Consider the following 26,258-nt stretch of genomic DNA (forward strand, 5'->3'; position numbering starts at 1 on the left):
TGTTCGACGGGCTGGCATGTTTTCTGCAGCACATTGGTCAGGCCGATGATTATTTGGCCTGACCAACCTTTATTCAGGATGGCTTAAAATGCATGATTACGCAAACATTTTTTGTCCCGAATCGTGTTACGAATTTGCGTTTTCGCTCTGCGAAGGTGTGTTGGCGCAATCACCAAAACGCTGGCGTCAACTGGTCAACCTGCGTTAAAGTGGTCAGGCCAAATAAAAAACAGATGGGAGACAACGATGCAGGCTTCTTGCGGACTGGCGGGTGCGGCGATGGCGCTGGCCTGGAGCACGGCGGCGCCGGCGGCGATCGCCGTGCCGGCGACGGATCAGGTGATGCGGATCATGGCTGGTGCGCCGGTGCGCATTGCCGGCGCGAGCGGCGCCGATGCGTTCGTCGAGGCGCGCTTCCGGCCGCTGGCCGCGGATGGCGGCGACGGGCGGCTGTACGTCGTCGGCCGCTACCAGGACGACGGCAACTGGTACGGTGCGGGGCTGAGCTTCCAGTCCGCCACGCGGCGGATGCAGGTCGAGATCGTGAAGATGCAGGACGGACAGATGACGCGGCTGAAGGGCTTCGGCCGCGCCGCCGTCACCGATGGACGCTTCAATACCGTGCGGCTCGACATGCAGGGAGCCACGCTGGCCGTCTACCTGAACGGCGAGCGCATCACCAGCGTTACCGACACGGCACTGGCGCAGGGCGGCCGGTTCGGTGTGGTGGCCGGCGGCACGGCGTTCGAGGCCAGCGTGCCGGTCGCGGGCGATGTCGAACTGAAGCCTGCGCGGCTGGCGCTGGCCCGCGCGCCGCAGCTGGCGCAGCTGACGCTCGGCGACGGCCCGGTGCGGCTCGATGTGAGCGCGCTGGGCGCTTACCGGCAGTCCGGCGACCCGGCCGCCGCGCTGCCGGCCAACAAACCCGGCACCTTCCTGACCGCCGCCAGCTTGCCGAACGCCACCGCGTATGGCGCGCTGCCGTTCCGGTTTTCGGCCGCGGCTGCCGATCCCGCGCTGGTCCGTGCCGACGCCGGCGCCGGCTACCTGGCGTTGACGCCGCTGGCGCCGGGCGCGACGACGGTCACGTTGACGAGCCTCGACGACCCCAATGTCCAATCCGTTGTCGATATCCGGATCGCCGAGCGCAGGACGCCATCCGGCGCCGCATACGGCCTGGGCGGCGCCGTGGCACCTGCCGGCGGCGCGCGCGACGTGCCGTACGACACGCCGCTGCACCTGCGCTTCGATGCGATGCCGGCGCTGGGCACTTCCGGCGCGATCCGCGTCTACCGCAAGCGCGACGGCGCGCTGGCCGACACGATCCACGCGAGCGGCGAGTACGACCGGCTGGGCTACGCCGGCCAGGCGCACCGCCGCGCGGTGCGGTTGCAGCCGATCGCGATCGAAGGGCGCAACGTGGTCGTCCACCTGCACAGCGCGAAGCTGCGGCCGGGCGAGGAATACGTGGTGGCCGTGGACGACGGCGTCTTCCATGGCCGCTTCAACGGCCAGCCGTTCGCCGGCATCGGCCGGGAGCAGGGCTGGACGTTCCGCACCCGCGCCGCCGTCCCCCGCGCCACGAAGCTGGTGGTGGACGACGACGGTGCGGCGGATTTCCGCACCGTGCAGGGTGCGCTGAACCACGCAATGGAGCATGCCGGCCGCCGCACGCCGGTCACGGTGGAGATCAGGAACGGGCGCTACCAGGAGCAGCTGTACCTGCGGGGCAAGGACAACATCACGCTGCGCGGCCAGAGCCGCGACGGCGTGGTGATCGACGCGTTGAACGGCGACGGCATCAACCCCGGTTCCGGCACCGCCCAGGATGCGCGGTCGCCCGGCATCGGCGGTGGCCGCGCGATCTTCCTGGTCGAGGATGCGGACATGGTCACGCTGGAGTCGCTCACGCTGCGCAACAGCACGCTGCGCGCATCGCCTGCCGGCGGCCAGGCCGAAACGATCTTCTTCAACAGCGAAGGCCGGCTGGTGGCGAAGAATGCCGCCTTCTTCAGCGAGCAGGATACGATCCAGGTGCGCGGCTATGCGTGGTTCCACCGCACGCTGGTCGCCGGGAACGTGGACTTCATCTGGGGTAACAACCGCGCCGCGCTGTTCGAGGACAGCGAATTGCGCACGGTGGGCGACAGCGCCAACGCGAAAAACGGCGGCTACCTGCTGCAGGCACGCACCGTGTCGGCCGGCGACAGGGGCTTCATGTTCGTGAACAGCCGGCTCACGCACGGCCCCGGTCCGACGGGTAACGACGTGCCGGCCGGCGCCACCTGGCTGGCGCGCAGCCCGGGGTATGAGAACACCTGGGATCACATCGCGTTCATCGACTGCCGGATGGGGCAGCACGTGGCGCCGGCCGGGTGGGCCGGGCCGGGCGTGAAGCAGCCGTTGCCGAACCCGAAGGCGGCCAGCGCCACCGGCGGGTGGCGCGAGTTCGGCACGATGGACCTGGACGGCAAGCCGCTGGACCTGTCGCGCCGCGAACATGGACGCGTATTGAGCGCCGACGAGGCGAAGGCGGCGTATGGCACGCGGGCGGCGTATTTCTCCGGTTTCGATGGCGGAAAGGGCTGGGATCCGGTGCCGTGACGCGTGGTTCTAGTACCCGAACTTTTCCCCATCTTCCGGCACCAGCACGCGCGCGCCGATGCCGTTGCCGGCAGCGAAGTCGCGCAGTTCGCGCCGCGTTTGCGTGGCGTGGTTGACGGCTTCCATGTGGATGCCGACAACGCGCGCCGCCGGCGCCAGCCGCGCGGCGCGGACCAGGTCTTCCTTGCCCATGATGATCGAGCCCTCCACGCCCTGGATGCGCGCGTAGCCGGTGTTGAGCACGATGATGTCCGGCCGGTATGCCGTGATCGCCTGTTCCACATCGGCGGTCCATGTGGTATCGCCGGCGATGTACGTGGTCTTGAAGCCGGCGCGGCGGAACACGATGCCGGAAACGGTGCCGAGCCGCTTGCCCAGCGCTGTCGCCATCATCGCGTCGGTGCCGTGCCGGCCGCCGGTTTTCGCCAGGCGGATGCCGTTGAACATGGTGTCCTCGCCCAGCACGCGCACATCGGTGAAACCGTCCTTGCGGATGCCGGCGGCGTCCTCGTCGTTCTGGGCGAAGACGGGCATGGTTTTCGGCAGCGCCTGCCGGGCGGCGTCGTCCCAGTGGTCGAGGTGCGTGTGGGTGACGATGACGGCGTCGGCCTTCAGCACGTCGGCGAGCGGTACCGGCAGGTCCACCAGCGGATTGCGCAGGTGGCTGTTGACCGTACCCTCGAAGCCGGGCCACGCGCCTCGCGGCGCCAGCATCGGATCGACGAGGAACGTGGTGCCCGCGTACTCGACCTTGATCGTGGCGTTGCGGATCTGCTGGAAATTGACGGTCTGCGCGGCGGCGGTACCGACGGTGGCGGCGAGTGCCGTGGCGATGGCGGCATTCCTGACATGCATGGCTGGTTCTCCTTGTAAGCGGGCAAGCGTTGCCCGATGCCAGGCATTGTCGATGCCACGACGTTTTCGGCATAGTGGCCCGAAGGCACCGTTTCGATATAATCGGGCCATGTCCGCGCCATCCTCCCCGCCGCTGAAAATCGCCGTCATCGCATTCGACGGCATCACGCCCTTCCACCTTTCCGTGCCATGCCTGGTGTTCGGCGCGAGCCTGGGCGCCGGCCCGCCCCGCTTCGAGGTCGAGGTCTGCTCGGCAGGCGAAGGACCGCTGCAGACGGCCGCCGGCTTCGAGATCGCCACCCGCCGCGGCCTTGCCGCGCTGGCCGATGCCGACATCGTCGTCATGCCCGCCTGGCATGACGACTGCCGCGCCGCGCCGGAGGCGCTGCTCGATGCGCTGCGGCGTGCGCATGCCCGCGGTGCCCGGGTGGTGGGCCTGTGCCTCGGCGCCTTCCCGCTGGCGGAGGCGGGCCTGCTCGACGGCCGCACCGTCGCCACGCACTGGGCGGCCGCGGAGGAACTGGCACGGCGCCACCCGCGCATCATCGTCGACGAGGAAGTGCTGTATGTCGACGAGGGCGACGTGCTCACTTCCGCCGGCGTCGCCGCGGGTCTCGACTGCTGCCTGCACCTGCTGCGGCGGCTATGCGGCGCCGAAGCCGCGAACGGCGTGGCGCGCCGGCTGCTGGTCGCGCCGCACCGCGATGGCGGGCAGGCCCAGTTCATCGAGCGGCCGCTGCCGGTTTCCAGCAGCGACGGCCGCTTCGCGCAGGTGCTCGACTGGGTCGCGCGGCACCCGCAGCGCGAGCACGGCATCGATGCGCTGGCGGCACGCGCGGCGATGAGCCGCCGCTCGTTCACCCGCCATTTTCGCCAGGCCACCGGCACGTCGTTCAAGCAGTGGCTGCTGAACCAGCGGATGGCGCATGCGCGGCGGCTGCTGGAATCGAGCAATGTATCGATCGAAGCGGTCGCGGAGGAGGCCGGGTTCGGCACCGCGCTGTCGCTACGGCAGCATTTCAGGGCCGTGCTGCGCACTTCGCCGTCGGCTTACCGCAAGCAGTTCCAGGCCGGCCGTTGACGCTTGCGCCTGCGTCGGCCGGCCACCGGGCCGATCGCGGGTTGTCCCGCGCCGCGATGCCGCATGGCCGCCCGATGTTGTCGCGTGTAGATTGCGCCAGTGCATGTTAAGCTGGAATAAACTTGAGAAAAGGGCAAGGCAATGAGCGATTGGGTGAAGACCGGCATAGCAGGTCTGGACGAAATACTGCACGGTGGTCTTCCACGCAACAACAACCTGATCGTCGAAGGACCGCCGGGTTCCGGCAAGACCACGCTGGGGCTGGGCTTCATCTACCATGGCGCGCGCGACTTCGACGAGCCCGGCGCCATCGTGTCGTTCGAACTCGACCCGGCCAAGCTGATGCGCGACGCGGCCGGCTTCGACTGGGACCTGCAAGGCATGATCGACGAGGGCAGGATCAAGATCATCCAGACCAGCCCGGCCGTGCTGCTGGGCGAATTTCGCAGCGCCGACGGCGCCTTCGCGGCATCGCTGGTGGCGATGGGCGCCAGGCGCCTGCTGATCGACGGCCTGACGCCCCTGCGCCTGTATGCGGAGGCGAACGACATGCCGTTCCGCGAGGATGTGCACCTGCTGATCGAAGGCCTGACGCGGCTGGGCGTGACGACAATGGTCACCGCGGAAAAGGACGAGTCGCTGACCGGTGTGCTGGCGCACGAGCGCTTTGTCTTCGACACCATCATTTCGCTGACGCGCGAAGAAATGCGCCGCCGCGTGCACCGGCGCCTGACCGTGATGAAGTCGCGCGGCCAGGACTTCATCGGCGGCAGCCACACGATGCGCATCGAGCCACGTGTCGGCGTGCACGTGTACCGCCGCGCCCAGTCGCGGCCGGTAGCCTCGGTGGACCAGCCCACGTCCGAGGAGCGCCTGTCGACCGGCTCGCCGGCCATCGACCGGATGATGGACGGCGGCATCTACAAGGGGTCCGTCACGCTGGTGAGCGGCATTTCCGGCACCGGCAAGACGGTGCTGAGCGTGCAGTTCCTGACGAACGCGATCCGGGCCGGCCACAAGGCGCTGCTGGTGAGCCTGGACGAGCACCCGGCCCAGCTGATGCGCAATGCCCGCTCGCTCGGTTTCGACCTGCAGGCGCTGGTCGATGCGGGCGACTTGTTCATCCACTACGAATCGCCGCTCGAGCTCGAACTGGACGTGCACTTCGAGCGCATTGTCAGGCTGGTCGAGGAACAGGGGATCGACTGCGTGGTGTTCGATTCCATCGCCGTGTACGAAATGACGAGCCGCAGCGAGGTGGCCGACTACCTGTACGCGCTGGCGACGTTCTTCAAGAACCGTCTCGCCACCACGCTGTTCAACTATGAAAGCCCGGAACTGCTGGGCGTGTCGCAGATCAGCGAAGAGCTCAAGGGCTCGCACCTGGTCGACAACATCATTCTCCTGAACTACGTGGAAGTGTCCACCGTCCTGCGCCGCGCGATCGCCGTGCCGAAAGTGCGGGGCAGCCGCAACCTGCAGGTCACGCGCGAGTACACGATCGGCGAAGGCGGCCTGCTGCTGATCGACGAGAGCGACGACGAAGTGCAGTCCGGCGCCGTGCCGCAACTGCCGTTCTCGTCGTATTACGGCCTGCTGTCGCGGTCGCCATCACGCCAGAGTCCCCTGATCGAGGGCGCCGTCGTCAAGGGGGCGCCGATGCCGGAGTCGGCCGACCTTCCCACCGAAGATCCCCGGTGATCACGGCCACCTTGCCGGGCAATACGCCGGTCGATTGGGACGACTGGGAAACGCCGCTGGCGCAGTTCACCGAGGCGACCGGCCTCGTCACGTCGGCCTTCGATATCGCCGGCGTGCGCCGCATCGGCCCGAAGACGGCCTCGCGCCTGGCCGGCCTGCTGGCCCGGTCCACGTTGTGGGCCGACGACGGCCCGGGCTCGGCGCTCGAACGCACGCTGGTGCAGTCGGTGCGGCACGACGGCAAGCCGGCCTCGGCGCAGTTCGGCGGGCTGCAGGTCCGTGCGCAGCCGCTGCTGCTGCGCGGCGACGTCTACGGCGTGCTGGTATTCGGCTGGCGCTTCGCCGACTTCACCTCGGCGCTCGAGTGCGAGCGCATCGCCCGGCAGATCGGCCTGCCGGGCCACGCGCTGTGGAACGAGGCACGCCTCGATGCGCCCGTGTCCGCGCAGCGCATGGAAACCTACGCCGCGCTGCTGGGCACGCTGTCGGGCACGCTCGACCGGCAGCGCGAAACCATCGACGACCTGACGCGCGTGAACCGCACGCGCGAACTGTTCCTGGCCACGGTGTCGCACGAGATGCGCACGCCGCTGTCGGCCCTGTCGCTGCGCATCGAACTGATGCTGCGGACCATCGCCGATCTGCCGCCGGCCGTCGTCGCTGGACTGGAGGCGATGCGCGTGCACGTGCGCCAGGAAGCGGGCATGGTCGACGACCTGATCGATGCGGCGCGCACGCTGACCGGCCAGATGTCGATCGCAAGCGCGCCGGTCATGCTGGGGCAGGTGTTGCGCGATGCGATTTCGACCGTGGAAACGTTCGCGCACACGAAACGCATCGTCATGCAGGTCACGCCGGCCGATTTCGGCGACCGGATCCGCCTGGAGGCCGACGGCCGTCGCCTGCAGCAGGTGATCTGGAACCTGCTCTTCAATGCCACGAAGTTCACGCCCGACGGCGGCATCATCCGCATCTCGGTCGGCCAGGCCGGCGGCATCGTCTCGATCGACATCGCCGATTCGGGGCAGGGCATCGAACCGGAAGACCTGCCGCACGTGTTCGGTGCGTTCACGCTGCAGCAGGATAACAATGCCACGGGATTGGGCCTGGGCCTGTACATCGCGCGCCGGATCGTCGAGCTGCACGGCGGCACCCTCGGCGTCAGCAGCGCCGGCCGCGGGCAGGGCGCCACCTTCGCGATCCGGCTGCCGGTGGCCGGGCGGGCGGCGGCCGATCGTTCGAGGCAGCAAACGCTCAATTAGTTGACGAAAGAGCGCTCATGTCACACAGGCAAAAGGCCTTATGATCTGTCACCATCCGACAGACCATTCATAGAAGCCGATGCCCAAGATTCCCGCCTCGTTCCGCCGCCGCTGCCTTCCCCATCTTCTTCAGTTCGGTCTTGCCGCCTTCGCACTGCAGGCCGGTGCGCAGGAACTGGGTATTCCACAGGCTTCCGATACGCAGCAGCGCCAGTCGCAGGCCGGCACCAGCGCGAACGCGCCGGTGTTCCTGATGGCGGCCGTGCCGCTGTCGGCGGAAGGAAAGTTCAGCGTGTATTCGTCCGGCGATGGCGTGACGTTCACCACGTTCGCATCGGAGGCGCACGCGCCGGGCGGCACGGCGCTGGCCGATCCATCCATCGTGCGGCACGACGGGCAGTACTACGCCGTCTACGCGCAGGGCGCCGGCCTGGGCATCGCGCGCTCGCGCGACCTGAAGGCGTGGGAAACGGTGCGCACCGCGCCGCTGGCGCTGGCCGGCGGCGCGCAGCTTTCGGCGCCGCGCTGGGTGAAGGAAAAGAACGGCGCGGTGAAGGTGGTCGTCGCGGCGGGCGCGCAGACGTACATCGTGGCGCCGGACGCCGGCTTCACGCGGTGGTCGGCACCGCAGGCCGTGCAGGGCCTGTCCGGCGCGGCCGCCATCGCGGCCACCGACAGCGGCTACGCCGCGCTGGTACGCAATCCCTCCACCGGCATGCTGGAACTGGCCACGGCGCCGGCGCCGGCCGGTCCGTGGACGGTGACGCAACAGGGCGACTGGTCCGGGTGGGGCGCATCGTCCGGCGGCCAGTCTCTCGTCAGGCTGGCCGATGGGGCCTGGCGCGCGTATTTCCGCGATGCCGGCGGCCGCGCCTACTGGTACGCCGACAGCCGCGACAACCTGCGCACCTGGTCGCCGAAGGCGAAGGTGGGCGGCGTGTCCGGCATGATCGGCACCGCGTCGGTCATTCCCGAGGAGCGCAAGGCATTCGCCGCGGCGACGAAGCCGAAAGGCCAGCCGAGGAAAGTCTCGTGGGACGAGCACTCGATGATGGTGGACGGCAGGCGCATCGTCGTCTGGTCCGGCGAGGTGCATCCGTTCCGCCTGCCCAGCCCTTCGCTGTGGCGCGACGTGATCCAGAAGATGAAGGCGGTGGGCTTCAACGGCATCGCGTTCTACTTCGATTGGGGCTACCACTCGCCTGAACCCGGCGTGTACGACTTCGCCGGCATCCGCAACGTGGAACGCGCGATCGAGATCGCCGAGGAGGAGGGCATGTACATCATCGCCCGCACCGGCCCATACGTGAACGCGGAATTGACGGGCGGCGGCTACCCGGGCTGGATGTTCCGCAGCCGCGCGGAAGCCCGCACCGACGACCCGGCCTATCTCGCCGCGGCGGACGAGTGGATGACGCAGATTAACGCGATCATCGCGCGGCACCAGATCAGCGACGGCGGCGGCAACATCATCGCCTACCAGCTCGAGAACGAGCTGGGCAAGGTGGAGCCGAAGCACGTGCGCCAGATGGACCACCTGGCGAAGAAGGCGCGCGCCGACGGCATCACGGTACCGTTCTTCCACAACGCGGCGGGGCGCCTGCCCGACTGGGCGCCGAAGAATTCCACGGCGCCGTGGGCGAACAGCGGCCCGACCGACATCTACGCGTTCGACGGCTACCCGGGCGGCAGCTGCAACGTGTTCGCCGATCCGTCCGGCCCGAACAAGGCGCCGGACTGGGGCATGTATGCGCAGCCGGGGCCGAAGGCCGGCGCGCTGTCGTCGCCCGGCACGCCGGGCTTCGCGGCCGAACTGGGCGGCGGCTGGTTCGACTACTGGGGCTCGAACGGCACCTACGCCTGCACGGCCGAGCGCCAGGGCAAGGGCTACCAGCGGGTGTTCTACGGCACCAACCTGATCAACCGGATCACGATCCACAACGTCTACATGACGTTCGGCGGCACGTCGTGGGGCTGGCTTGCCGGGCCCGTGGTCTATACCTCGTACGACTACGGGGCGCCGATCTCGGAAGACCGCGGGCTGCGGCCGAAGGCGCTGGCGCTGAAGCAGCAGGGCATGTTCGTGCAGGCGGCCGAGCAGGCCGTGGCGCAGATGGACAAGGGCCCGGCGATCGCCACGTCGTCGGACAAGGTGAAGGTCTACCACAACGTCAACCCGAAGCTGGGCGCGCATGTGCTGCTGGCCGTGCACAGCCCGTCGGACCTGCTGAGCGACGACAGTTTCACGTTCGACCTGGCCACGAAGGACGGCAGCTACAAGGTACCGCTGCGCCTGAACGGGCAGGATGCCAAGATGCTGCTGGCGGCCTATCCGCTGGAGCGCCAGCACCTGGTGTATTCCACGTCCGAGCTGCAGACGCATTTCAACAACGGCGAGCGCGATATCGCGCTGCTGCACGGCCGCGACGGCGAAGCCGGCGAGACGGTTCTTCGCTTCACCGGCGCCCCGAAAGTGGAAGTCCTGGCCGGCAAGGTCTCGTCGGACTACGACGCGGCGAAGGGCGACCTGACACTGCGCTATACCCACGACGGCCTGGCGCGGGTGCGCATCACCGGCGGCGGCCGCGCGCCGCTGCTGCTGCTGCTGGCCGACGAAAAAACCAGCCTGCGGTTCTGGACGCAGAAAACCCCCGCCGGCCAGGTGCTGCAGCTGACGCCGGCGCTGGTGCGCAGCGCCACGCTGGCCGGCGGCAAGCTGGCCCTGACGGGCGACACCGCCGCGGCCAGCGCCATCGAGATCTGGGGGCCGAAGTTCAGTACCGCCACCTTCAACGGCGCGGCGCTGTCGCTGGCCGCGCAGCCGGACGGCAGCCACCGGTCGAACGCCGTCGACGGACCGGCGGCCGTCAGGCTGCCGGACCTCGCCGCGCTGCCGTGGACGCGCCGCGCCGACAGCCCGGAGGCGCAGCCGGGTTTCGACGACGCAGCCTGGGCGAAGGCGGACAATCGCGCCTCCGCCGCGCAGACGTGGACGATGCCCGAGCGCGGCCAGCCCACGCTGGCGATGAGCGACTACGGCTTCCACCATGGCGACGTGTGGTACCGCGGCCATGTGGACATCGCCGACGTGAAGAACAATCAACTGGAACTGTTCTATGGCGCCGGCGGCGCCGGCATGGTGCAGGTGTGGATCGACGGCCGCTTCGTCGGCCAGCATGAAATGGACACGGGCCGCTCGTTCCCGGAAACCACCGACAGCGTGAAGCTGGCCTTGGGCGACTTGAAGCCGGGCAGGCACGTGATCGCCGTCATGGTGCGCAACAACTCGCACAACTGGAACCTGATGGCGGACGATTACCACCGCGAGGCGCGCGGCCTGATTTCCGCATCGCTGACGTCGAAGGGCGGCAAGCGCTTCGCCGTGCCGATCGAGTGGCGCATCCAGGGCCGCCGGGGCGGCGAAACGCTGGACGACGTGGCGCGCGGTCCGCTGAACAACGGCGGCCTGTATGGCGAGCGCGAAGGCTGGCACCTGCCGGCGACCGCGAAGGCCGGAGCGGGTGCCGGCTGGGTGGCGGCGAAGCCGACCGATGCGCCCCCGGCCGCGGGCACCTACTGGCTGAAGACGAGCTTCGATCTCGACCTGCCGAAGGCGCACGATGTGCAGCTCGGCCTGGCGTTCGGCGATACGTCGAAGCCGCGTTCGGAGCGCGAGAACCGCGCGCTGATCTTCGTGAACGGCTGGAACATGGGCCAGTTCATCGCCCACATCGGCCCGCAGCGCACGTTCGTGATCCCGCCCGGCATCCTGAACCCGAACGGGCGGAACACGATCGCGCTCGCGGTCACCACCGACGGCAGGAAGGAAAACGCGCTGGAGCCGGTGGCGCTGGTGAACCTGCGCACCGTGCGCGGCGGCGTGCCGCTGGAGATCGTGGCAACGCCGCAGGATCGCCGCTGAGCAGGGTGGTCGAGTCCGCCGCCGGGCGGCATGACGCTGCCCGGCGATCACATTGTTGATGACTTCGCCGCCGGGATATGGTTAATATGACAAGTCCACCAAAACCATATCCAGGAGACTTATGTCCATCATCCGCGCCGCCCTTGCGGCCATCGGTTTCGCCACGCCGCTGCTGGCCTTCGCCAACCCGGGCCTGCTGGCCGAAGTGAAGGCGGCCGATGCCGCCTACTGGAAAGCCTACAACAGCTGCGATTATGCCGCGCTGGATGCGCTGACGGCGGAAAACGTCGAGTTCTACCACGACGTGGCCGGCAGCCTGACCGGCCGCGCCGCGTTGACGGATTCCGTGCGCAAGAACATCTGCGGCGATGCCACGCTGGCGATCCGCCGCACGGCGCAGGAAAAGGACGGCCAGGCCTACCTGCTGCACCGCGGTCCCGATGTGTATGGCGCCGTGCTGACCGGCCGCCATGAATTCACGAACAGCCGGAACGGCGGCGCCGCGGTGCCGGTGGGCGAGGCGCTGTACACCATGCTGTGGCTGCGTGAGAACAAAGGCTGGAAGCTGTCCCGCGCGCTGAGCTACGAGCACAAGCCCTTGCAAAACCCCGACACGCCGGCGGCCGTCACGCTGAGCGCGGCGGAGCTGGACCGGTTCGCCGGCAGCTATTCGGCCAAGGCCCAGCCGGTGTTCGTCCTCAAGCGCGAGGGCGGCAACCTGACGGTCGACGTCGGTGGCCGCCCATGGACGCTGTACCCGAAGAGCGCCAATACCTTCTTCATCAAGGGCCGCAACATCGAGGTCGAGTTCAAGCCGCCGGTCGACGGCAAGATACCCGGCTTCATCGTGCGCGAAGACGGCCAGCAGGTGGACGAGGGCAAGCGCTTGTAACGCCGGGAGCGATACCGGCGCACTGTGCGCCAGCTAACGGACGGCAAGCCGGCGTGGGTCCACCCTGTCGCTGAACGACAGGAGGTTCCATGGACGCAGCGTATGTAAAGCTGAGCAACGACACGGACGTCGCCCAACTGGTGACACGCACCGACCCCATGCTGGCCTGCTGGGCCGCGCTGGTGCAGGTATGGGACGGCATCGAAGGCACGCTCGACGAAACCGACCCGCCCGGCAGCGCGGAAAACGCCACGCCGTTGACGGCAGTCCGGCCGTTCGGCTGACGCTTTCACGGCTCAGGCCGTGTCATGGTGCCAGGCACCCTGACACGACCTCGACAATAGCCTCAACCATGGCAATCCGATTCTTGATACCGTCTGAGAAAGATGCCAGGCAGCCTGTGCCACCAAACTCGTCCCGATGGCGCGGCCTGTGCAGCTGTTCGACTGACGCTACTACTGCCGAGCTCGTGTCAGGGGGGCAGACCCCATGACACGAGCTCGGCGGGCGGGATTGGCGTTGAACTTCAGCGCTGCCGCACCTTCGCGCCGCTAAATATCTCCAGTGGAATCGCCTCCGCCATTGCGGCCATGCCGGCATCGTTCGGATGCAGGCGGTCGCCGCTGTCGTATTTCGCCTGCAGCCTTGCCGGGCGCGCGGGGTCGCGCAGCGCGCGGTCGAAGTCGATCACCGAGTCGAATTCGCCGCCTTCGCGGATCCATTGGTTGACGGCCTGCCGCACCGCTTCCTTCGGCGCCGTGAAGTAGCCGGGGAAGGTCGTGCCTTCGAACGGCGTCAGCGTGGCGCCGTGGATCGCGATGCCGTGCGTGCGGGCGCGGGCGATCACCTGGCGGTAGCCGGCGATCAGGTCTTCCGCGGTGGGGCCTTCGGCGGCCGGCATCGAGCCGGTGCCGGGGTGGCCGATGTCGTTGATCCCGATGAGCAGCACCACGTGGCGCACGCCGGCGGTGGCCAGCACGTCGCGGTCGAAGCGCGCCAGCACGGCGCGGCCGAACGGCGGCCACTCGCCGGGGTCGCGCAGCAGCCGGTTGCCGCCGATGCCGCGGTTGACGATGCCCAACTGAGCAACCGATTGCACGCCGGCCGGCCCGTCCGGCGCCTTCGCCCGGGCCGCCTGCAGGCGCCGCGCGAGCACGTCGGGCCAGCGCCGGTTGGCATCCCTGGTCGTGTTCGAGCCATCCGTGATCGAATCGCCGAGCGCGACGATCGTGCCGGCCCCTGGCGCCATCACGTCCACCCCGGTCAGGAACGGCCACGACGTGATCGTGCGCTGCGTCGGGAACGTCGCGGCGCCGGCGAAGTTGCCGGGCTGGGACACGTAGCTGGTCTGGAACGCGTTGCCGTGGATCGTGGCCGCCTTCGCTTCGCCCGGCAAATACAGGCTGACGGCGAGGTCTGCCTGGGCCGGCACCGCCAGGTCCACCGGGTCGGACAGCACCGGCGCGCCCAGCGGAATGACCACGAACGGCCGGCCGCCGAACGTGAGCACGCGGCCCGACGCCGTGTCCACCCCGGCACCGCTGGTCCGCAACGCCACGTGCGCGGCGTCGATCCGCAGCGGCGTATCGCCCAGTTCATTCGACAACCGGATGCGCACCTTGCCGCCGCCGATGCTGGAGCGGACGACCAGCCGCACGGTCTGGCCGGTGAACGTCTCCGGATTCTTCGGCGCGGCGTCGGCCGGCGCCGTGCCCCACGTGCCGGCCCAGCCCTGGCCGGCTTCGGAAAAGGCGTGGGCCGATGGCATGCCTGCCAGCGCGGCGAGCGACAGCGTGGCGGCGAGCAGGCGGCGCCGCGCGGGCGCAAACGATGATTTCAAATCGGTCTCCTTGTTCATGACTCCCCGCGGTACGGGGGACAGGCGACACTGTAAGCAGCGATGCCGCGGTGCGCAAGGGCCGTTCCGCAAGCTTGCGGGAAGCATGGAAGCGGCATGCCGAAAACGGCGCGGCGTTGTTCAAAGCACACAGCATCGTCAACTTTTGCGCCGAAACAGGCCATTACGGCTCAACTCCGTGAGTGATTGGTGCTCGCATCGCCTCAACAAAATGAACTCGCCCTACTATCAAATCGACTCCGGCAAACGGAGCGTGACATCAAAAAAGCGAGGAGACAGCATGAAGTCCAGCAAGCACATGGGGAAGGGCCTGCAGCCAACGTTGATCGCACTGGCGATATCGACGCTTGCCACGCAGGCCTGGGCACAGGAAGCGGCGCCACCGGCGCCACCGGCAACGGCCGCGGAAAGCGCGACACCGCAGGACCCGAACGTCGTCGTCGTGACGGGGTTCAGGGCCAGCCTTAACAGCGCATTGAACACCAAGAAGGCATCCGACGGCATCGTCGACGTGATCAAGGCGGAAGACATCGCCAAGTTTCCCGATGCGAACCTGGCCGAGTCGCTGCAGCGCGTGCCCGGCGTGGCGCTGGCGCGCGGCGACGGCGGCGAGGGCAAGCAGATCACGGTGCGCGGCCTGAGCGCCGGCTTCACCAGGGTGCGCATCAACGGCATCGAAGGCGTGGCGGCCACCGGCTCGTCGGACATCAACGGCAGCACCAACCGCGGGCGCGGCTTCGATTTTTCGGTGTTCGCGTCGGAGCTGTTCAACAGCCTCGAAGTGCGCAAGACCTCCGAGGCAGCCGTCGAGGAAGGTTCGCTGGGCGCCACCGTCGATTTGCGCACCGGCCGTCCGTTCGATTTCAAGGGGCGCACCGTCAGCTTCGGCCTGCAGGAAAACTACAACGACCTGTCGAAGAAGACCCAGCCGCGCGTGACGGCACTGCTGTCGGACCGCTGGGAAACGCCGTACGGCAAGGTGGGTGCGCTGGTTTCCGGCGCCTGGTCGAAGCGCCGTGCGCTGGAAGAAGGCTACGAGGCGGTGGACCTGCTGTCCGCCAATGCCGACGGCGGTTTCTGCTCGCCGGTGGGCGTGGCGCAAAATCCCGCCAGCAGCGCGGTGAAGGGCATCAACGCGGCCAACTGCGGCTTCGGCGAACCGCGCACGTCGAACCTGGCTGCATGGAACGACGTGATGGGCCGCACGGACAACAACGGCGGCACGATCGCCAGCCCGGCGGCGGGCTCCGGCGCCTTCCACCCGCGCATTCCGCGCTACCGCCGTTCGATGACCGACTACGAGCGCACCGGTATCACCGGCGCGCTGCAATGGAAGCCTTCGTCCGATACGGACGTCAACCTCGACCTCATGTACGGCAAGTTCGACAACCGGCGCTACGACAACTACATCTCGGCAATCTCGTTCGGCCGCACGCTGCAGACGGCGAACGGCAAGCCGCAGACCTCGATCGTCGACGCCCACTTCAACGAGAACGGCAGCTGGGACTACGGCAAGTTCAACGGCGTGGATATCCGCAGCGAAGGCCTGCTCGACGTCTACACCACCACGTTCAAGCAGTACGTGTTCTCCGGCGGCCACCGTTTCAGCGACCGCTTCAAGGTCAACTTCCTGCATGGCACGTCGAATTCGGAGCTGGACGAACCGATGCGCGCCACCGTGCAGTTCGACTCGCCGAATGTGGACGGCTTCTCGTTCGATTTCCGCAACAACCGCAACGTTCCGGCACTCAATTTCGGCATCGACGTGTCGAACCCGAACAGTTTCACCTTCGCGGCGCAGGAAGCCGACGGCACGCTGCACGGCCAGTTCGTGGGCCGCTACCTGAACACGCAGAACCGCCTGAAGACCACGGAGCTGAACGGCGCCTTCGAAGTCAACGACAACCTCACGCTGCGCGGCGGCTACTCGAACCGCAAGAACACGTGGAGCAACGTGGAAATCGCCTCCGGCGGCAACGGGCTGGCATTGCCGGCCGGCGTGACGCTGGCCGATATCACCCAGCAGGTATCGGGCTTCGGCAAGGGGCTCGGCGCGAACGTGCCGTCGTCGTGGGCCGCCGTCGATCTCGACAAGCTGCGCGCCATCTACGACATCGAGTGCCATTGCGCCGCGGTGCCGGGCTCGCAGTACGCCTACCTCACGCAGGCCAACCGCGCGGTCGAGGAAAAGATCGATGCGCTGTACGGCATGGTCGACTTCAACTACAACTGGGGTGGCATCGGCTGGCGCGGCAACGTGGGCGTGCGCGGCGCCGAGACCAAGGCCACGTCGATGGCGCTGCTCAACGTGAACGGCCAGCTGCAGCCGAACATCGTCACCAAGAAGTACCGCGACTGGCTGCCGGCGCTGAACCTGACCGCGCAGCTGCCGCGGGACGTGTACCTGCGCTTCTCCGCCGGCAAGACGCTGTCGCGGCCGGAATACGTGGACCTGGCGCCGTCGGCCACCGTGTCCGGCCAGTCCGGCACCGTGGCCATCGGCAACGGCAACCTCGACCCGATCCGCGCCCGCACGTACGACCTGCAGGCCGAGTGGTACTACGCCAAGAACGCCATGGTGTCGCTGGGCCTGTTCCGCAAGGAGATCGACAGCTTCATCCAGACCGTGTCGGAACGCGCCGTCTACAACACGCTGGGCCTGCCGAACGACCTGCTGGTGTTCAGCGGCTGCTCGATCACCGGCGGCACGCCGGGCTGCCCGACCTCGCCGACCGATTCGGTGGTGGTCAGCCGCAAGGTCAACACGCCGGGCGGCCCGCTCAACGGCCTGGAATTCAATGTGCAGACGCCGTTCACCTTCCTGCCGGGCGTGTGGAAGAATTTCGGGATGCTGGCCAACTACACGTATGTGAAGTCGAAGATCACCTACATCACGCGGGTGGACAACCCGAACACCGCCGCCAACGAGCAGCTCCAGGTGCAGGCCAACTTCACCGGCCTGTCGCCTCGCGCGCACAACCTCACGCTGTTCTACGAGGATGCGAAGTTCTCGGCGCGCGTGTCGAAGGCGCACCGCTCGTCGTACCTGCTGGCCGTGCTGGGCGACGTGCAGGGCCACGACTTCACGGTCGTCGACGGATCGTCCAACTATGACGCCAGCATCTCGTACCAGCTCACGCCGAACCTGCGCGTGTCGCTGGAAGGCCAGAACCTGACCGACGAGCCGCTGCGCTACGGCCGCGACACGCAGCGCAACGACACGCTGCTGTATGTGCATTCCGGCCGCTCGGCCGTGCTGGGCCTGAGCTACAAGTTCTGACGGTCCGCAACCAGGCCGCGCCCCTTGCCGGGCGCGGCCCGTTCCGCCATGCGGAGCACTTATAACGTTCACCACCACGCAAGAGGATGAGACATGCAACAGAACAAGCACCACGCGGTTCGCCTTCAACCCAAGCTGATAGCGCTAGCTACTTCGATGGCCGTGGCCATGCTGGCTAGCCAGGCCCAGGCACAGCAGGCTGTCGATGCACCGGCGCCGGCAGCGCAGCAGGCCGTGGCAACGCCGGCAGTGGAATCGCCGGCGGCGGCGGAACAGGCAACGGCACCGGCAGCGGCGCCCGCAGCTGCTGGTGCATCGGGTGCATCGGGTGCACAGGCGGCAAGCGGTTCCTCGGCAGCGCCCGCGGGCCAGGCCAGCGGTGCCGATGCCAATGCCAATACCGTGGTCGTCACCGGCTTCCGGGCCAGCCTGAACAGCGCACTGAACACGAAGAAGAACGCCGACGGCATCGTCGACGTCATCAAGGCCGAGGACATCTCCAAGTTCCCCGATGCGAACCTGGCCGAGTCGCTGCAGCGCGTGCCCGGCGTGGCGCTGGAGCGGGGCGACGGCGGCGAGGGCAAGCAGATCACCGTGCGCGGCCTGAACGCGGGCTTTACACGCGTGCGCATCAACGGCATCGAGGGCGTGGCGGCCACCGGCGCATCGGACATCAACGGCAGCACGAACCGCGGCCGCGGCTTCGACTTTTCCGTGTTCGCGTCCGAGCTGTTCAACAGCCTGTCGGTGCGCAAGACTTCCGAAGCCGCCGTGGAAGAAGGTTCGCTGGGCGCCACGGTCGATCTGCGTACCGGCCGGCCGTTCGACTTCAAGGGCCGCACGATCAGCTTCGGGCTGCAGGAATCGTACCGCGAGATGGGCAAGAAAACCCAGCCGCGCGTGACCGGCCTGATCTCCGACCGCTGGGAAACGCCATACGGCCGCTTCGGCGCGCTGATCTCCGGCGCCTGGTCCAAGCGGCGCGCGCAGGAGGAGGGCTACGAGGCCGTCAGCATCGTGGCCGCCAACACCGACGGCGGCTTCTGCTCGCCGCTCGGCGTCACGCCGCAGACACCGGCGAACAACCCGGTGAAAGGCGTGACCGCCACCTCGTGCGGCACCGGTGCCGACCGCCTGTCGAACGCCGCCGCCTACAACGACGTGTTCAGCCGCCGCGACGACTACGGTGGCCTGCTGGCCAATCCGGCCGCCGGCAACGGTGCGTTCCACCCGCGCATTCCGCGCTTCCGCCGTTCGATGACGGACTATGAGCGCCTGGGCATGACCGGCGCGCTGCAATGGAAGCCGAACGCGGATACGGACGTCAACCTCGACCTCATGTACGGCAAGTTCGACAACATCCGCTACGACAACTACATCTCGGCGATCTCGTTCGGCCGCACGATGGACCAGGCCAACGGCAAGCCGCAGACCTCGATCGTCGATGCGCACTTCAACGAGAACGGCAGCTGGGATTACGGCAAGTTCAACGATGTCGACATCCGCAGCGAAGGCCTGGTCGATGTGTACAAGACCATCTTCAAGCAGCACGTGTTCACGGTCGGCCACCGCTTCAGCGACACGCTGCGCGGCAACTTCATGCACGGCGTATCGGATTCGAAGCTGGACGAGCCCATGCGCGCCACCGTGCAGTTCGATGCGCCGAACGTGGATGGCTTTTCGTTCGACTTCCGCCAGAACCGCAACGTGCCGATCCTGAACTTCGGCATCGACGTGTCGGACCCGAAGAACTTCACGTTCGGTCCGCAGGAAGCCAACGGCACGCTGCATGGCCAGTTCGTGGGCCGCTACCTGAAGACCACCAACCGGCTGCAGACCACGCAGGCCGACGTCGAATGGGAAGTCAACGACCATATCACGCTCAAGACCGGCTTCTCGGCGCGCAAGAACCGCTGGACCAACCTGGAGCTCGGTTCCGGCGGCAACGGCCTGACGCTGCCGGCCGGCACCACGGTGGCCGACTATACCCAGCAGATCACCGGTTTCGGCAAGAACCTGGGCGGCACCGGCGTGCCGACATCGTGGGCCACGGTGGACCTGGACAAGTTCCGCGCCGCGTGGGATATCGAATGCCATTGCGCCGCGGTGCCGGGTTCCGAGTACAACTACCTCACCCAGTCGAACCGCAACGTGGAGGAAAAGATCAACGCGGTGTTCGGGATGGTGGACTTCAACTACGACGTGGGCCCGGTGACGTTCCGCGGCAACCTGGGCGTGCGCGGCGCCGAGACGAAGCTGTCGTCGATGGCGCTCATCAACGTCAACGGCCAGCTGACGCCGAACTACGGCTACAAGAAATACCGCGACTGGCTGCCGGCGCTGAACCTGACGGCGATCCTGCCGAACGACGTGTTCCTGCGCTTCTCGGCCGGCAAGGTATTGTCGCGCCCCGACTACGTGGGCCTGACGCCGTCGGTTTCCGTCAACACGACGGGCCAGTCGGTCTCGATCGGCAATCCGAACCTGGACCCGATCCGCGCCAACACCTTCGACGTGCAGGGCGAGTGGTACTACGCGAAGAACGCGATGGTGGGCCTGGGCATCTTCCGCAAGGACATGAAGTCGTTCATCCAGGGCGTGTCCGAGCTGCAGACCTACTCGTCGCTGGGCATTCCGAACGACCTGCTGCAGACCTCCACCGGCTGCTCGATCACCGGCGGCACGCCAGCGTGCCCCACGCAGCCCGATACGCTCGTGACGGTCAGCCGCCAGGTCAACACCAGCGGCGGCCCGCTGAACGGCGCGGAATTCTCGTGGCAGACGCCGTTCTCGTTCCTGCCCGGCGCCTGGTCGAACTTCGGCATGATGGCCAACGTGACGCGCGTGAAGTCGAAGATCAAGTACCTGACGCGCCTGGACAACCCGCGCACGACCACCAACGAGGAGCTGTCGATCATCACGAACTTCACGGGCCTGTCGCCGCGCGCGAACAACTTCACGCTGTACTACGACGACGAGAAGTTCAGCGCCCGCGTCTCGCGCGCCTACCGCTCCAGCTACTATCGGGCCATCCGCGGCAACGTGGACGGCCACGACTACCTGGTCGCGGATGCCTCCACCACGTACGACATGAGCACGTCGTACCAGGTCACGCCGCAGCTGCGCATCTCGTTCGAGGCGCAGAACCTGTCGAACGAACCGACCCGCTACTACAACGATACGCAGCGCCAGGACACGCTGCTGTACGTGCGTTCGGGCCGTACGCTCGTGCTGGGGGCGAGCTACAAGTTCTGACGCACTATCCTCCCGGCAGATACAGCGGCATCGAATCCTCCCACCGGCTGTCCGTGAGGATGCGCTTGCCGCTGCCGGGTTTGCATCCTGCCGCGGGATCGCGGCGGAAGACCCCGCGCTTGCATGTGGTGCCGGGCAGCGGCCGGCATTCGCGAGGTACGCTGCCGCGATCCCGGCGCGATGCGGGGATAGGTCGAGTTACGCTCGTCAAGCCAGTCGAAGGCGTATGGTCCGGCCCGCTCCAGGGCAGTTCCCGTCACCCGGGCGTCGGTGGCGATGACCGACAGTCCAACGCGATTGTCGCCGCCTGCGCCGTGTCACTGTTAACCTGTGCCGAAATCTGCGCACAGGTGCGGATCAGCTGCCACGCTGTCCCACTCCACCCACGCTGACCGCTTGTCCAGCTATGTATTTTTCACATAGCAGCTAGTGGGTTATGAATGTTGTATGTTTCTTCCAGTCTGACAGAATCGTTGCAGGGAATAAGCGGGTAAAAGCCCGCGTCCACCCTCATCAGATAAAGGAGACAAGCAATGTTGACAAACGCCGCAGGGGTCACCGTAACAAAGAATCCAGCCCGGCGCCGCTGGTACGGACAACTATGGGTGCAGGTGCTGGTTGCGATGGCCCTGGGCATCTTGCTCGGGCACTACGCCCCCGACCTGGGAACCAGGATGCAGCCCCTGGGGGATGGCTTCATCAAGCTGATCCGCATGCTGATCGCGCCAATCATCTTTTGCACCGTCGTGCTGGGTATTGCCAAGATGGATGACATGTCGCGCGTCGGACGCGTTGCCATCAAGGGACTCATCTACTTTGAAGTCATGACGACCATTGCCCTGATCGTGGGCCTGGTCATGGTCAACCTGTGGCAACCGGGCGCGGGCATGAACGTCGATGCATCGAACCTGGACACGAATTCGATCAAGAGTTATGTGGCGCAGGGCCATGATGCCGGGATCATTCCGTTCGTGATGAACATTATTCCGTCCACAATGGTGGGATCGTTTTCCGAAGGCCACATTTTGCAGGTACTGCTGGTGTCGGTACTGCTTGGCTGCGCGCTCGTGAAGGCGGGCGATATCGGCAAGCCCGTCATCAGCCTGCTGGAAGGCCTCTCCAAGGTATTTTTCGGCATGGTGGCCATCGTCATGTGGGCCGCTCCGATCGGCGCTTTTGGCGCGATCGCATTCACGGTTGGCAAATATGGAGCATCCGCGCTGCTGTCGCTGGGCAATTTGCTGCTGTGCTTCTACATCACGTGCCTGGTCTTCATTTTTGCGATCCTCGGTCCGATCTCACGGCTGTGTGGCTTCAGTCTGTTCAAGCTCATGCGCTACCTGCGTGAAGAGATTCTCGTTTGCCTGGCAACGACCTCGTCGGAAAGCGTTCTGCCACAGATGCTGACGAAGATGGAGCGTCTGGGCTGCAAGCCCAGCGTCGTCGGCCTGATCATCCCGACCGGCTATTCGTTCAACCTCGACGGCACCTGCCTGTACCTTGCCAGTGTCACTGTTTTCCTGGCACAGGCCACCAATACCCCACTTGACCTGACGCAGCAGATTACGCTGTTGGGAGTCCTGCTGCTGACATCCAAGGGGGCCGCCGGCGTGGCGGGGGCTGCGTTCGTCGTCCTTGCCGCGACACTGTCCACAGTGGGCTCCATTCCGGTAGCCAGCGTTGCCATGATTCTCGGCGTACATCGCTTGCTCTCCGAAGGCCTTACGCCGACGAACCTGATCGGCAACGCGGTGGCAACGATCGTCATCTCGAAATGGGAAAAGGCGCTTGACACCGAGACGCTGCAGCGCGTTCTCAACCGCGAATAATCGCTCTTCCTCTACTTGCCATGCAGGCCGTCGGAGCTTGCTGGCCCCAATCCGGGAGACATCCATGTGCAGGCCACACCGCACGGCCGCTGGCCGTCTTATTGCCTTTTCTTTTTTTGCATCAGCACTGCTTCCGCTCGTCGCTGTCCACGCGGCCGACGGCGTCCAGCTGTACGGCCTGCTCGGTACCTATGCCGGCAGCATCAGACGCAGCGACAGTACTGCACACACCGCTGTGATCGGTTCCGGCGGCCTCACGACGTCCTGGTGGGGCGTGCGCGGCAGCGAAGACCTCGATGATGGCATGAAGGCCGTGTTCCAGCTGGAGCAGTTCTTTCAACCTGATACCGGCGGCGCAGGCCGCACCGCTGCCGATCCCGCTGGTTTTTCCCGGAGCGCCTGGGTAGGGCTTGCGGGCCGGTTCGGCCAGTTGACACTCGGCCGGCACACTTCGCCCTACTATCTGTCGATGCAGCAAGTCAATCCATTCGGCGCATCGGTCGTGTTCTCTCCGCTTGTCGTCCAGAGTTATGTAGCGGCATTCGGCAGTACGGTGATTGGCGATACCGTATGGAACAACACGATCCAGTACATCGCGCCCACGTTCGGTGGTCTGGGTACGACGATCGTCTATGCACCGGGCGAGACCGCAGGTAAGTCAGGCATCGCCAATGCGGGCCTGCATTGGCGTTACGTGCGAGGCAAGCTCACTGCCGTGCTATCTGCGCAGCGTATGCGCACCGCTGCCGTGGCGCCGTCGACGGGACAGAAAGCGTACCTCACCGGCCTGTCGTACGACGCGGGATGGGCAAGACTCTATGCGTCGGTGCAAACGACCGATAATGCGGTGACCGACATCGCTTCCCGTACCTGGCAGCTTGGTACCGCGGTGCCGGTTACGCAAGGCGGTTCGATCCTCGCTTCCTGGGCCACGACAACAGGGCGCAATCCAGCCGCCGCCGTGGCGCGCCGCGATACCCTAGGTATCGGCTACGACCATTATCTGTCGCGTCGTACCGACGTCTACGTCACATACTTATACGACAAGATCCATGGCAAGGCGAGTGGCAGCAGCTATGCGCTGGGCATTCGCCACCTGTTCTGACGCGTCAGCCCAGATACGCGTCGATGTTTTTCTGGCGCGCCTCGTAAAGCGGCATGATCTCGCTTTCGAGCATCGCCACCGCGCGGGTCGCCAGCCGGGACATTGGATGCTGGTTGTTCGTGGCCAGTGCCATCCGCCCGCGGATGACCGGGTCGACGATCCGTGTGCAGCGGAAACGCCGCTGGCGCGCATCCGCCAGGATCGCGTTGAGGGGCAGAGCGGCATGGCCATGGCCTTCATCTACCAAGTCGAGCAGCGGCGGCACAGCATCGATTTCCAGGGCGATGTCAAGCTGCACACGACGCTCCGATGCACACATCTCGACGAGCGTACGGATCGCATGCTGGCGGCCGGGGATGATGAGCGGGTAGCGCGCCAGCTCGGCCATGGAGATTGTGTCGGGCATGTCGGCATTGGCCCGGCTGATCAGATAGATCTCTTCGGTGAACAGTGTCCGTTTGTCGATCAGCGGCGTCTCGCCCGTGTCATACAGGATGGCTGCGTCGATCCGTCCCATCGCCAGCCATTCGACGAGATAGCTCGACAATCCTTCCGAGACGGCAATCGTTGCCTGCGGAAACTGCGCCTGAAAGCTGCGTACCAGGGCCAGCGTGGCAAAGCGCGCAACGCTGGGCGCCAGGCCAATCTTGAACTGGCCGTCGAGCGATCCCTGCAGGTTCTTCAATGCGTCTCGCGCGCCTTCCACCTGGTGCAGGATCCCCTTGCTGTGCTCGAGCAGCACCTTGCCGGCCTCCGTCAATACAACACCGCGGCCATTGCGAAGGAGCAGGTTCTGCCGCAACTCCACTTCCAGCTGCCGAACGAGCCGGCTGAGTGCCGGCTGGGTGCGGCCAAGAATGGCAGATGCTCGCGTGAAGCTGCTCAGCTCCGCGACGTGTACGAAGGCTTCAAGCTGGTCAAGGTTCATTTTGCGGTATGTGAATACGGCATAGGAGCTAGTGGGATATCGGCATTGTATCGGTAAGAAGGGATTGTCACAATGAATCCACGTTCAGCGCATAGGCGCTGGCCAGTTATCTCTAAAGGAACCACCATGAAAACTTGCTTGCCTCCCGACGCCAATCCTGTGCGACCGGCTTATCGCCTGCCTCGCGGCGCCTGCGATGCGCACTGCCACGTGTTCGGACCTGCTGCAAAATTTCCCTATGCACCGGATCGTACCTATACACCGCCCGACGCGCCTGTCGAAGCACTGCGCGCACTGCACGACCGGCTCGGCATCTCCCGTGCTGTGATCGTCCACGCCAGCTGCCACGGCGTCGACAATACCGTTACGCTCGACGCGATCCGGTCGAGCAATGGCGCCTATCGCGGTGTCGCCAATGTCCGTCCCGAGATCTCCGACAGCGAACTGGCCGATCTGCATGCTGGAGGAATTCGGGGAATTCGCTTTAACTTCGTAAAGCATCTGGGCGGTGTACCCGACGTGGCCGTCATCGAGACGATGGCGCAGCGGATCGCACCGCTCGGTTGGCACATGGTGCTGCACTTTGACGCCGAGGACATCCCTGAACAGCAGGCATTGCTGCGCAAAATCACCGTGCCGTTCGTCATCGACCATATGGGGCGTGTCCGCGCTGCGCAGGGGATCGGGCAGCGTCCGTTCCAGTTGCTGCTGTCATTACTGCGTGAGAATCCGCTGGCCTGGGTGAAGATCTGCGGTGCCGAGCGCGTCTCGACCGGCAAGCGCCCCTTCAATGACGCTGTCCCGTTCGCCCAGGAACTGATCGCCACGGCACCGGAGCGCCTGCTTTGGGGTACGGACTGGCCGCATCCGAATATTTCCCACGACATGCCGAACGACGGCGAGCTGGTGAATCTGTTCCACGAATTTACCGGAAGCGACAAGGTACGCAAGCAAATTCTCGTCGATAACCCGGCACAGCTCTACGGCTTCGATCCGCTCTGAACGCGTATTGCTGCTGCCCATGCGAACGGACCTGCTGCGCTATCTTCATGTCTTCGCCGTCGTTGCCGAATACGGCTGCATCCGCGCTTCCTGCGACGCATTGGTCAAGGCACCGTCCACACTGACGCGCGCGATTGCCAGCCTTGAAGGCATGCTGGCCACGACCCTGTTCGATCGCACGGCCTCCGGATTGCGGCTAACGGCGCATGGCGACCTGGTCCGCCAGCATGTGCGCAAGATCCGGGCCGAGCTGGTCGGCGTACATGCCGAAGCGCTTTCATCGCCGGGTCGGATCGGCCCCGTGGCCGAGGTTGCCGCGCTGTTTAACGAAAGCCGCCTTCGGTTGGCGGTTTTGCTCGCCGCACAGGGCCACATGCCCAGCGTTGCCACGGCAGGCTGTGTCACGCAGCCCGCCGTGAGCCAGGCTATCAAGCACCTGGAATCCAGCCTTGGCCAGGCGATGTTTGCCCGTGCCCCGGTGAAGATGATGCCTACGGAGCAGGCCACGGAATGGATCAGCTGCTTCGAGCGTGTCCTGCGAGAGCTGGATATTCTGCGGTACCGGCTCCGCAGCGCGTGTTGACGACGGCTGGGATGGCGACGCGCCGGGCAAGGCGGGCAGGGTCGCTGGCCGAATCTTGATCGTCCAGGCTGAAGTGCCGCGGACGACACTGTCCACGCCGC

Annotated in this window: 16 protein-coding genes; 13 read left to right on the forward strand and 3 right to left on the reverse strand. The window is 66.3% G+C overall.

Translation table 11 applies throughout. The features are described 5' to 3' along the window. Positions 1 to 246: 246 nt before the first annotated feature. On the forward strand, positions 247 to 2,604 hold the full coding sequence (locus tag GJV26_RS23555) for a pectinesterase family protein (RefSeq protein ID WP_155711104.1): 2,358 nt from the start codon (positions 247 to 249) through the stop codon (positions 2,602 to 2,604). Between the two features lie 9 nt (positions 2,605 to 2,613). Here GJV26_RS23555 and GJV26_RS23560 read toward each other — a convergent pair whose 3' ends face one another. Then, positions 2,614 to 3,459: an MBL fold metallo-hydrolase gene (locus tag GJV26_RS23560; RefSeq protein ID WP_155711105.1), complete on the reverse strand. Its 846-nt coding sequence runs from the start codon at positions 3,457 to 3,459 to the stop codon at positions 2,614 to 2,616. A gap of 133 nt (positions 3,460 to 3,592) precedes the next feature. On the opposite strand from GJV26_RS23560, the gene GJV26_RS23565 reads away from it, so the two are divergent. The 6 genes from GJV26_RS23565 (at position 3,593) to GJV26_RS23590 (ending at position 12,601) form a co-directional block, all read left to right on the forward strand. Further along, positions 3,593 to 4,540, forward strand: a complete 948-nt coding sequence (locus GJV26_RS23565; RefSeq protein WP_443094238.1) for a GlxA family transcriptional regulator — start codon at positions 3,593 to 3,595, stop codon at positions 4,538 to 4,540. Between the two features lie 141 nt (positions 4,541 to 4,681). Continuing rightward, positions 4,682 to 6,241, forward strand: a complete 1,560-nt coding sequence (locus GJV26_RS23570) for an ATPase domain-containing protein (RefSeq protein WP_155711107.1) — start codon at positions 4,682 to 4,684, stop codon at positions 6,239 to 6,241. Continuing rightward, positions 6,238 to 7,503 carry a sensor histidine kinase gene (locus GJV26_RS30755; protein ID WP_155711108.1) on the forward strand — a complete coding sequence of 422 codons (1,266 nt, stop codon included), beginning with the start codon at positions 6,238 to 6,240 and terminating at the stop codon, positions 7,501 to 7,503. Before GJV26_RS23570 ends, GJV26_RS30755 begins: the two co-directional genes overlap by 4 nt. 79 nt (positions 7,504 to 7,582) lie before the next feature. Continuing rightward, positions 7,583 to 11,425: a beta-galactosidase gene (locus tag GJV26_RS23580; protein WP_155711109.1), complete on the forward strand. Its 3,843-nt coding sequence runs from the start codon at positions 7,583 to 7,585 to the stop codon at positions 11,423 to 11,425. A 121-nt stretch (positions 11,426 to 11,546) separates the two neighbouring features. Beyond that, complete coding sequence (locus GJV26_RS23585) at positions 11,547 to 12,317, forward strand: nuclear transport factor 2 family protein (RefSeq protein WP_155711110.1); 771 nt, start codon at positions 11,547 to 11,549, stop codon at positions 12,315 to 12,317. Between the two features lie 89 nt (positions 12,318 to 12,406). Beyond that, positions 12,407 to 12,601 carry a hypothetical protein gene (locus GJV26_RS23590; protein WP_155711111.1) on the forward strand — a complete coding sequence of 65 codons (195 nt, stop codon included), beginning with the start codon at positions 12,407 to 12,409 and terminating at the stop codon, positions 12,599 to 12,601. A 242-nt stretch (positions 12,602 to 12,843) separates the two neighbouring features. On the opposite strand, the gene GJV26_RS23595 is transcribed toward GJV26_RS23590, so the two are convergent. Further along, the gene (locus GJV26_RS23595) at positions 12,844 to 14,157 is read right to left on the reverse strand and encodes an SGNH/GDSL hydrolase family protein (RefSeq protein ID WP_229419409.1); all 1,314 of its coding nucleotides are present in this window, start codon (positions 14,155 to 14,157) and stop codon (positions 12,844 to 12,846) included. Between the two features lie 298 nt (positions 14,158 to 14,455). Between GJV26_RS23595 and GJV26_RS23600 the strand changes: the two genes are divergently transcribed. From GJV26_RS23600 to GJV26_RS23615, 4 genes are all read left to right on the forward strand, one after another. Further along, entirely contained in the window at positions 14,456 to 17,455 is a 3,000-nt protein-coding gene (locus GJV26_RS23600; RefSeq protein WP_173346257.1) for a TonB-dependent receptor, read from the forward strand. A 93-nt stretch (positions 17,456 to 17,548) separates the two neighbouring features. Continuing rightward, positions 17,549 to 20,710 carry a TonB-dependent receptor gene (locus GJV26_RS23605; RefSeq protein WP_155711114.1) on the forward strand — a complete coding sequence of 1,054 codons (3,162 nt, stop codon included), beginning with the start codon at positions 17,549 to 17,551 and terminating at the stop codon, positions 20,708 to 20,710. 533 nt (positions 20,711 to 21,243) lie between these two features. Continuing rightward, the gene (gene dctA / locus GJV26_RS23610) at positions 21,244 to 22,539 is read left to right on the forward strand and encodes a C4-dicarboxylate transporter DctA (protein ID WP_155711115.1); all 1,296 of its coding nucleotides are present in this window, start codon (positions 21,244 to 21,246) and stop codon (positions 22,537 to 22,539) included. Positions 22,540 to 22,603: 64 nt separating this feature from the next. Further along, complete coding sequence (locus GJV26_RS23615; RefSeq protein ID WP_155711116.1) at positions 22,604 to 23,644, forward strand: porin; 1,041 nt, start codon at positions 22,604 to 22,606, stop codon at positions 23,642 to 23,644. A gap of 4 nt (positions 23,645 to 23,648) precedes the next feature. Here the strand turns inward: GJV26_RS23615 and GJV26_RS23620 are convergent, their stop codons facing one another. Further along, positions 23,649 to 24,572, reverse strand: coding sequence for a LysR substrate-binding domain-containing protein (locus tag GJV26_RS23620; protein ID WP_155711117.1), 924 nt, complete (start codon positions 24,570 to 24,572; stop codon positions 23,649 to 23,651). Between the two features lie 126 nt (positions 24,573 to 24,698). On the opposite strand from GJV26_RS23620, the gene GJV26_RS23625 reads away from it, so the two are divergent. Next, complete coding sequence (locus GJV26_RS23625) at positions 24,699 to 25,574, forward strand: amidohydrolase family protein (RefSeq protein ID WP_155711118.1); 876 nt, start codon at positions 24,699 to 24,701, stop codon at positions 25,572 to 25,574. Between the two features lie 7 nt (positions 25,575 to 25,581). After that, positions 25,582 to 26,157 (forward strand): helix-turn-helix domain-containing protein, encoded by a 576-nt coding sequence (locus GJV26_RS23630; protein WP_155711119.1) that lies wholly within the window; start codon positions 25,582 to 25,584, stop codon positions 26,155 to 26,157. Positions 26,158 to 26,258: the final 101 nt, after the last annotated feature.

The organism is Pseudoduganella dura (assembly GCF_009727155.1).
GTDB classification, from domain to species: Bacteria; Pseudomonadota; Gammaproteobacteria; order Burkholderiales; family Burkholderiaceae_D; genus Rugamonas; species Rugamonas dura.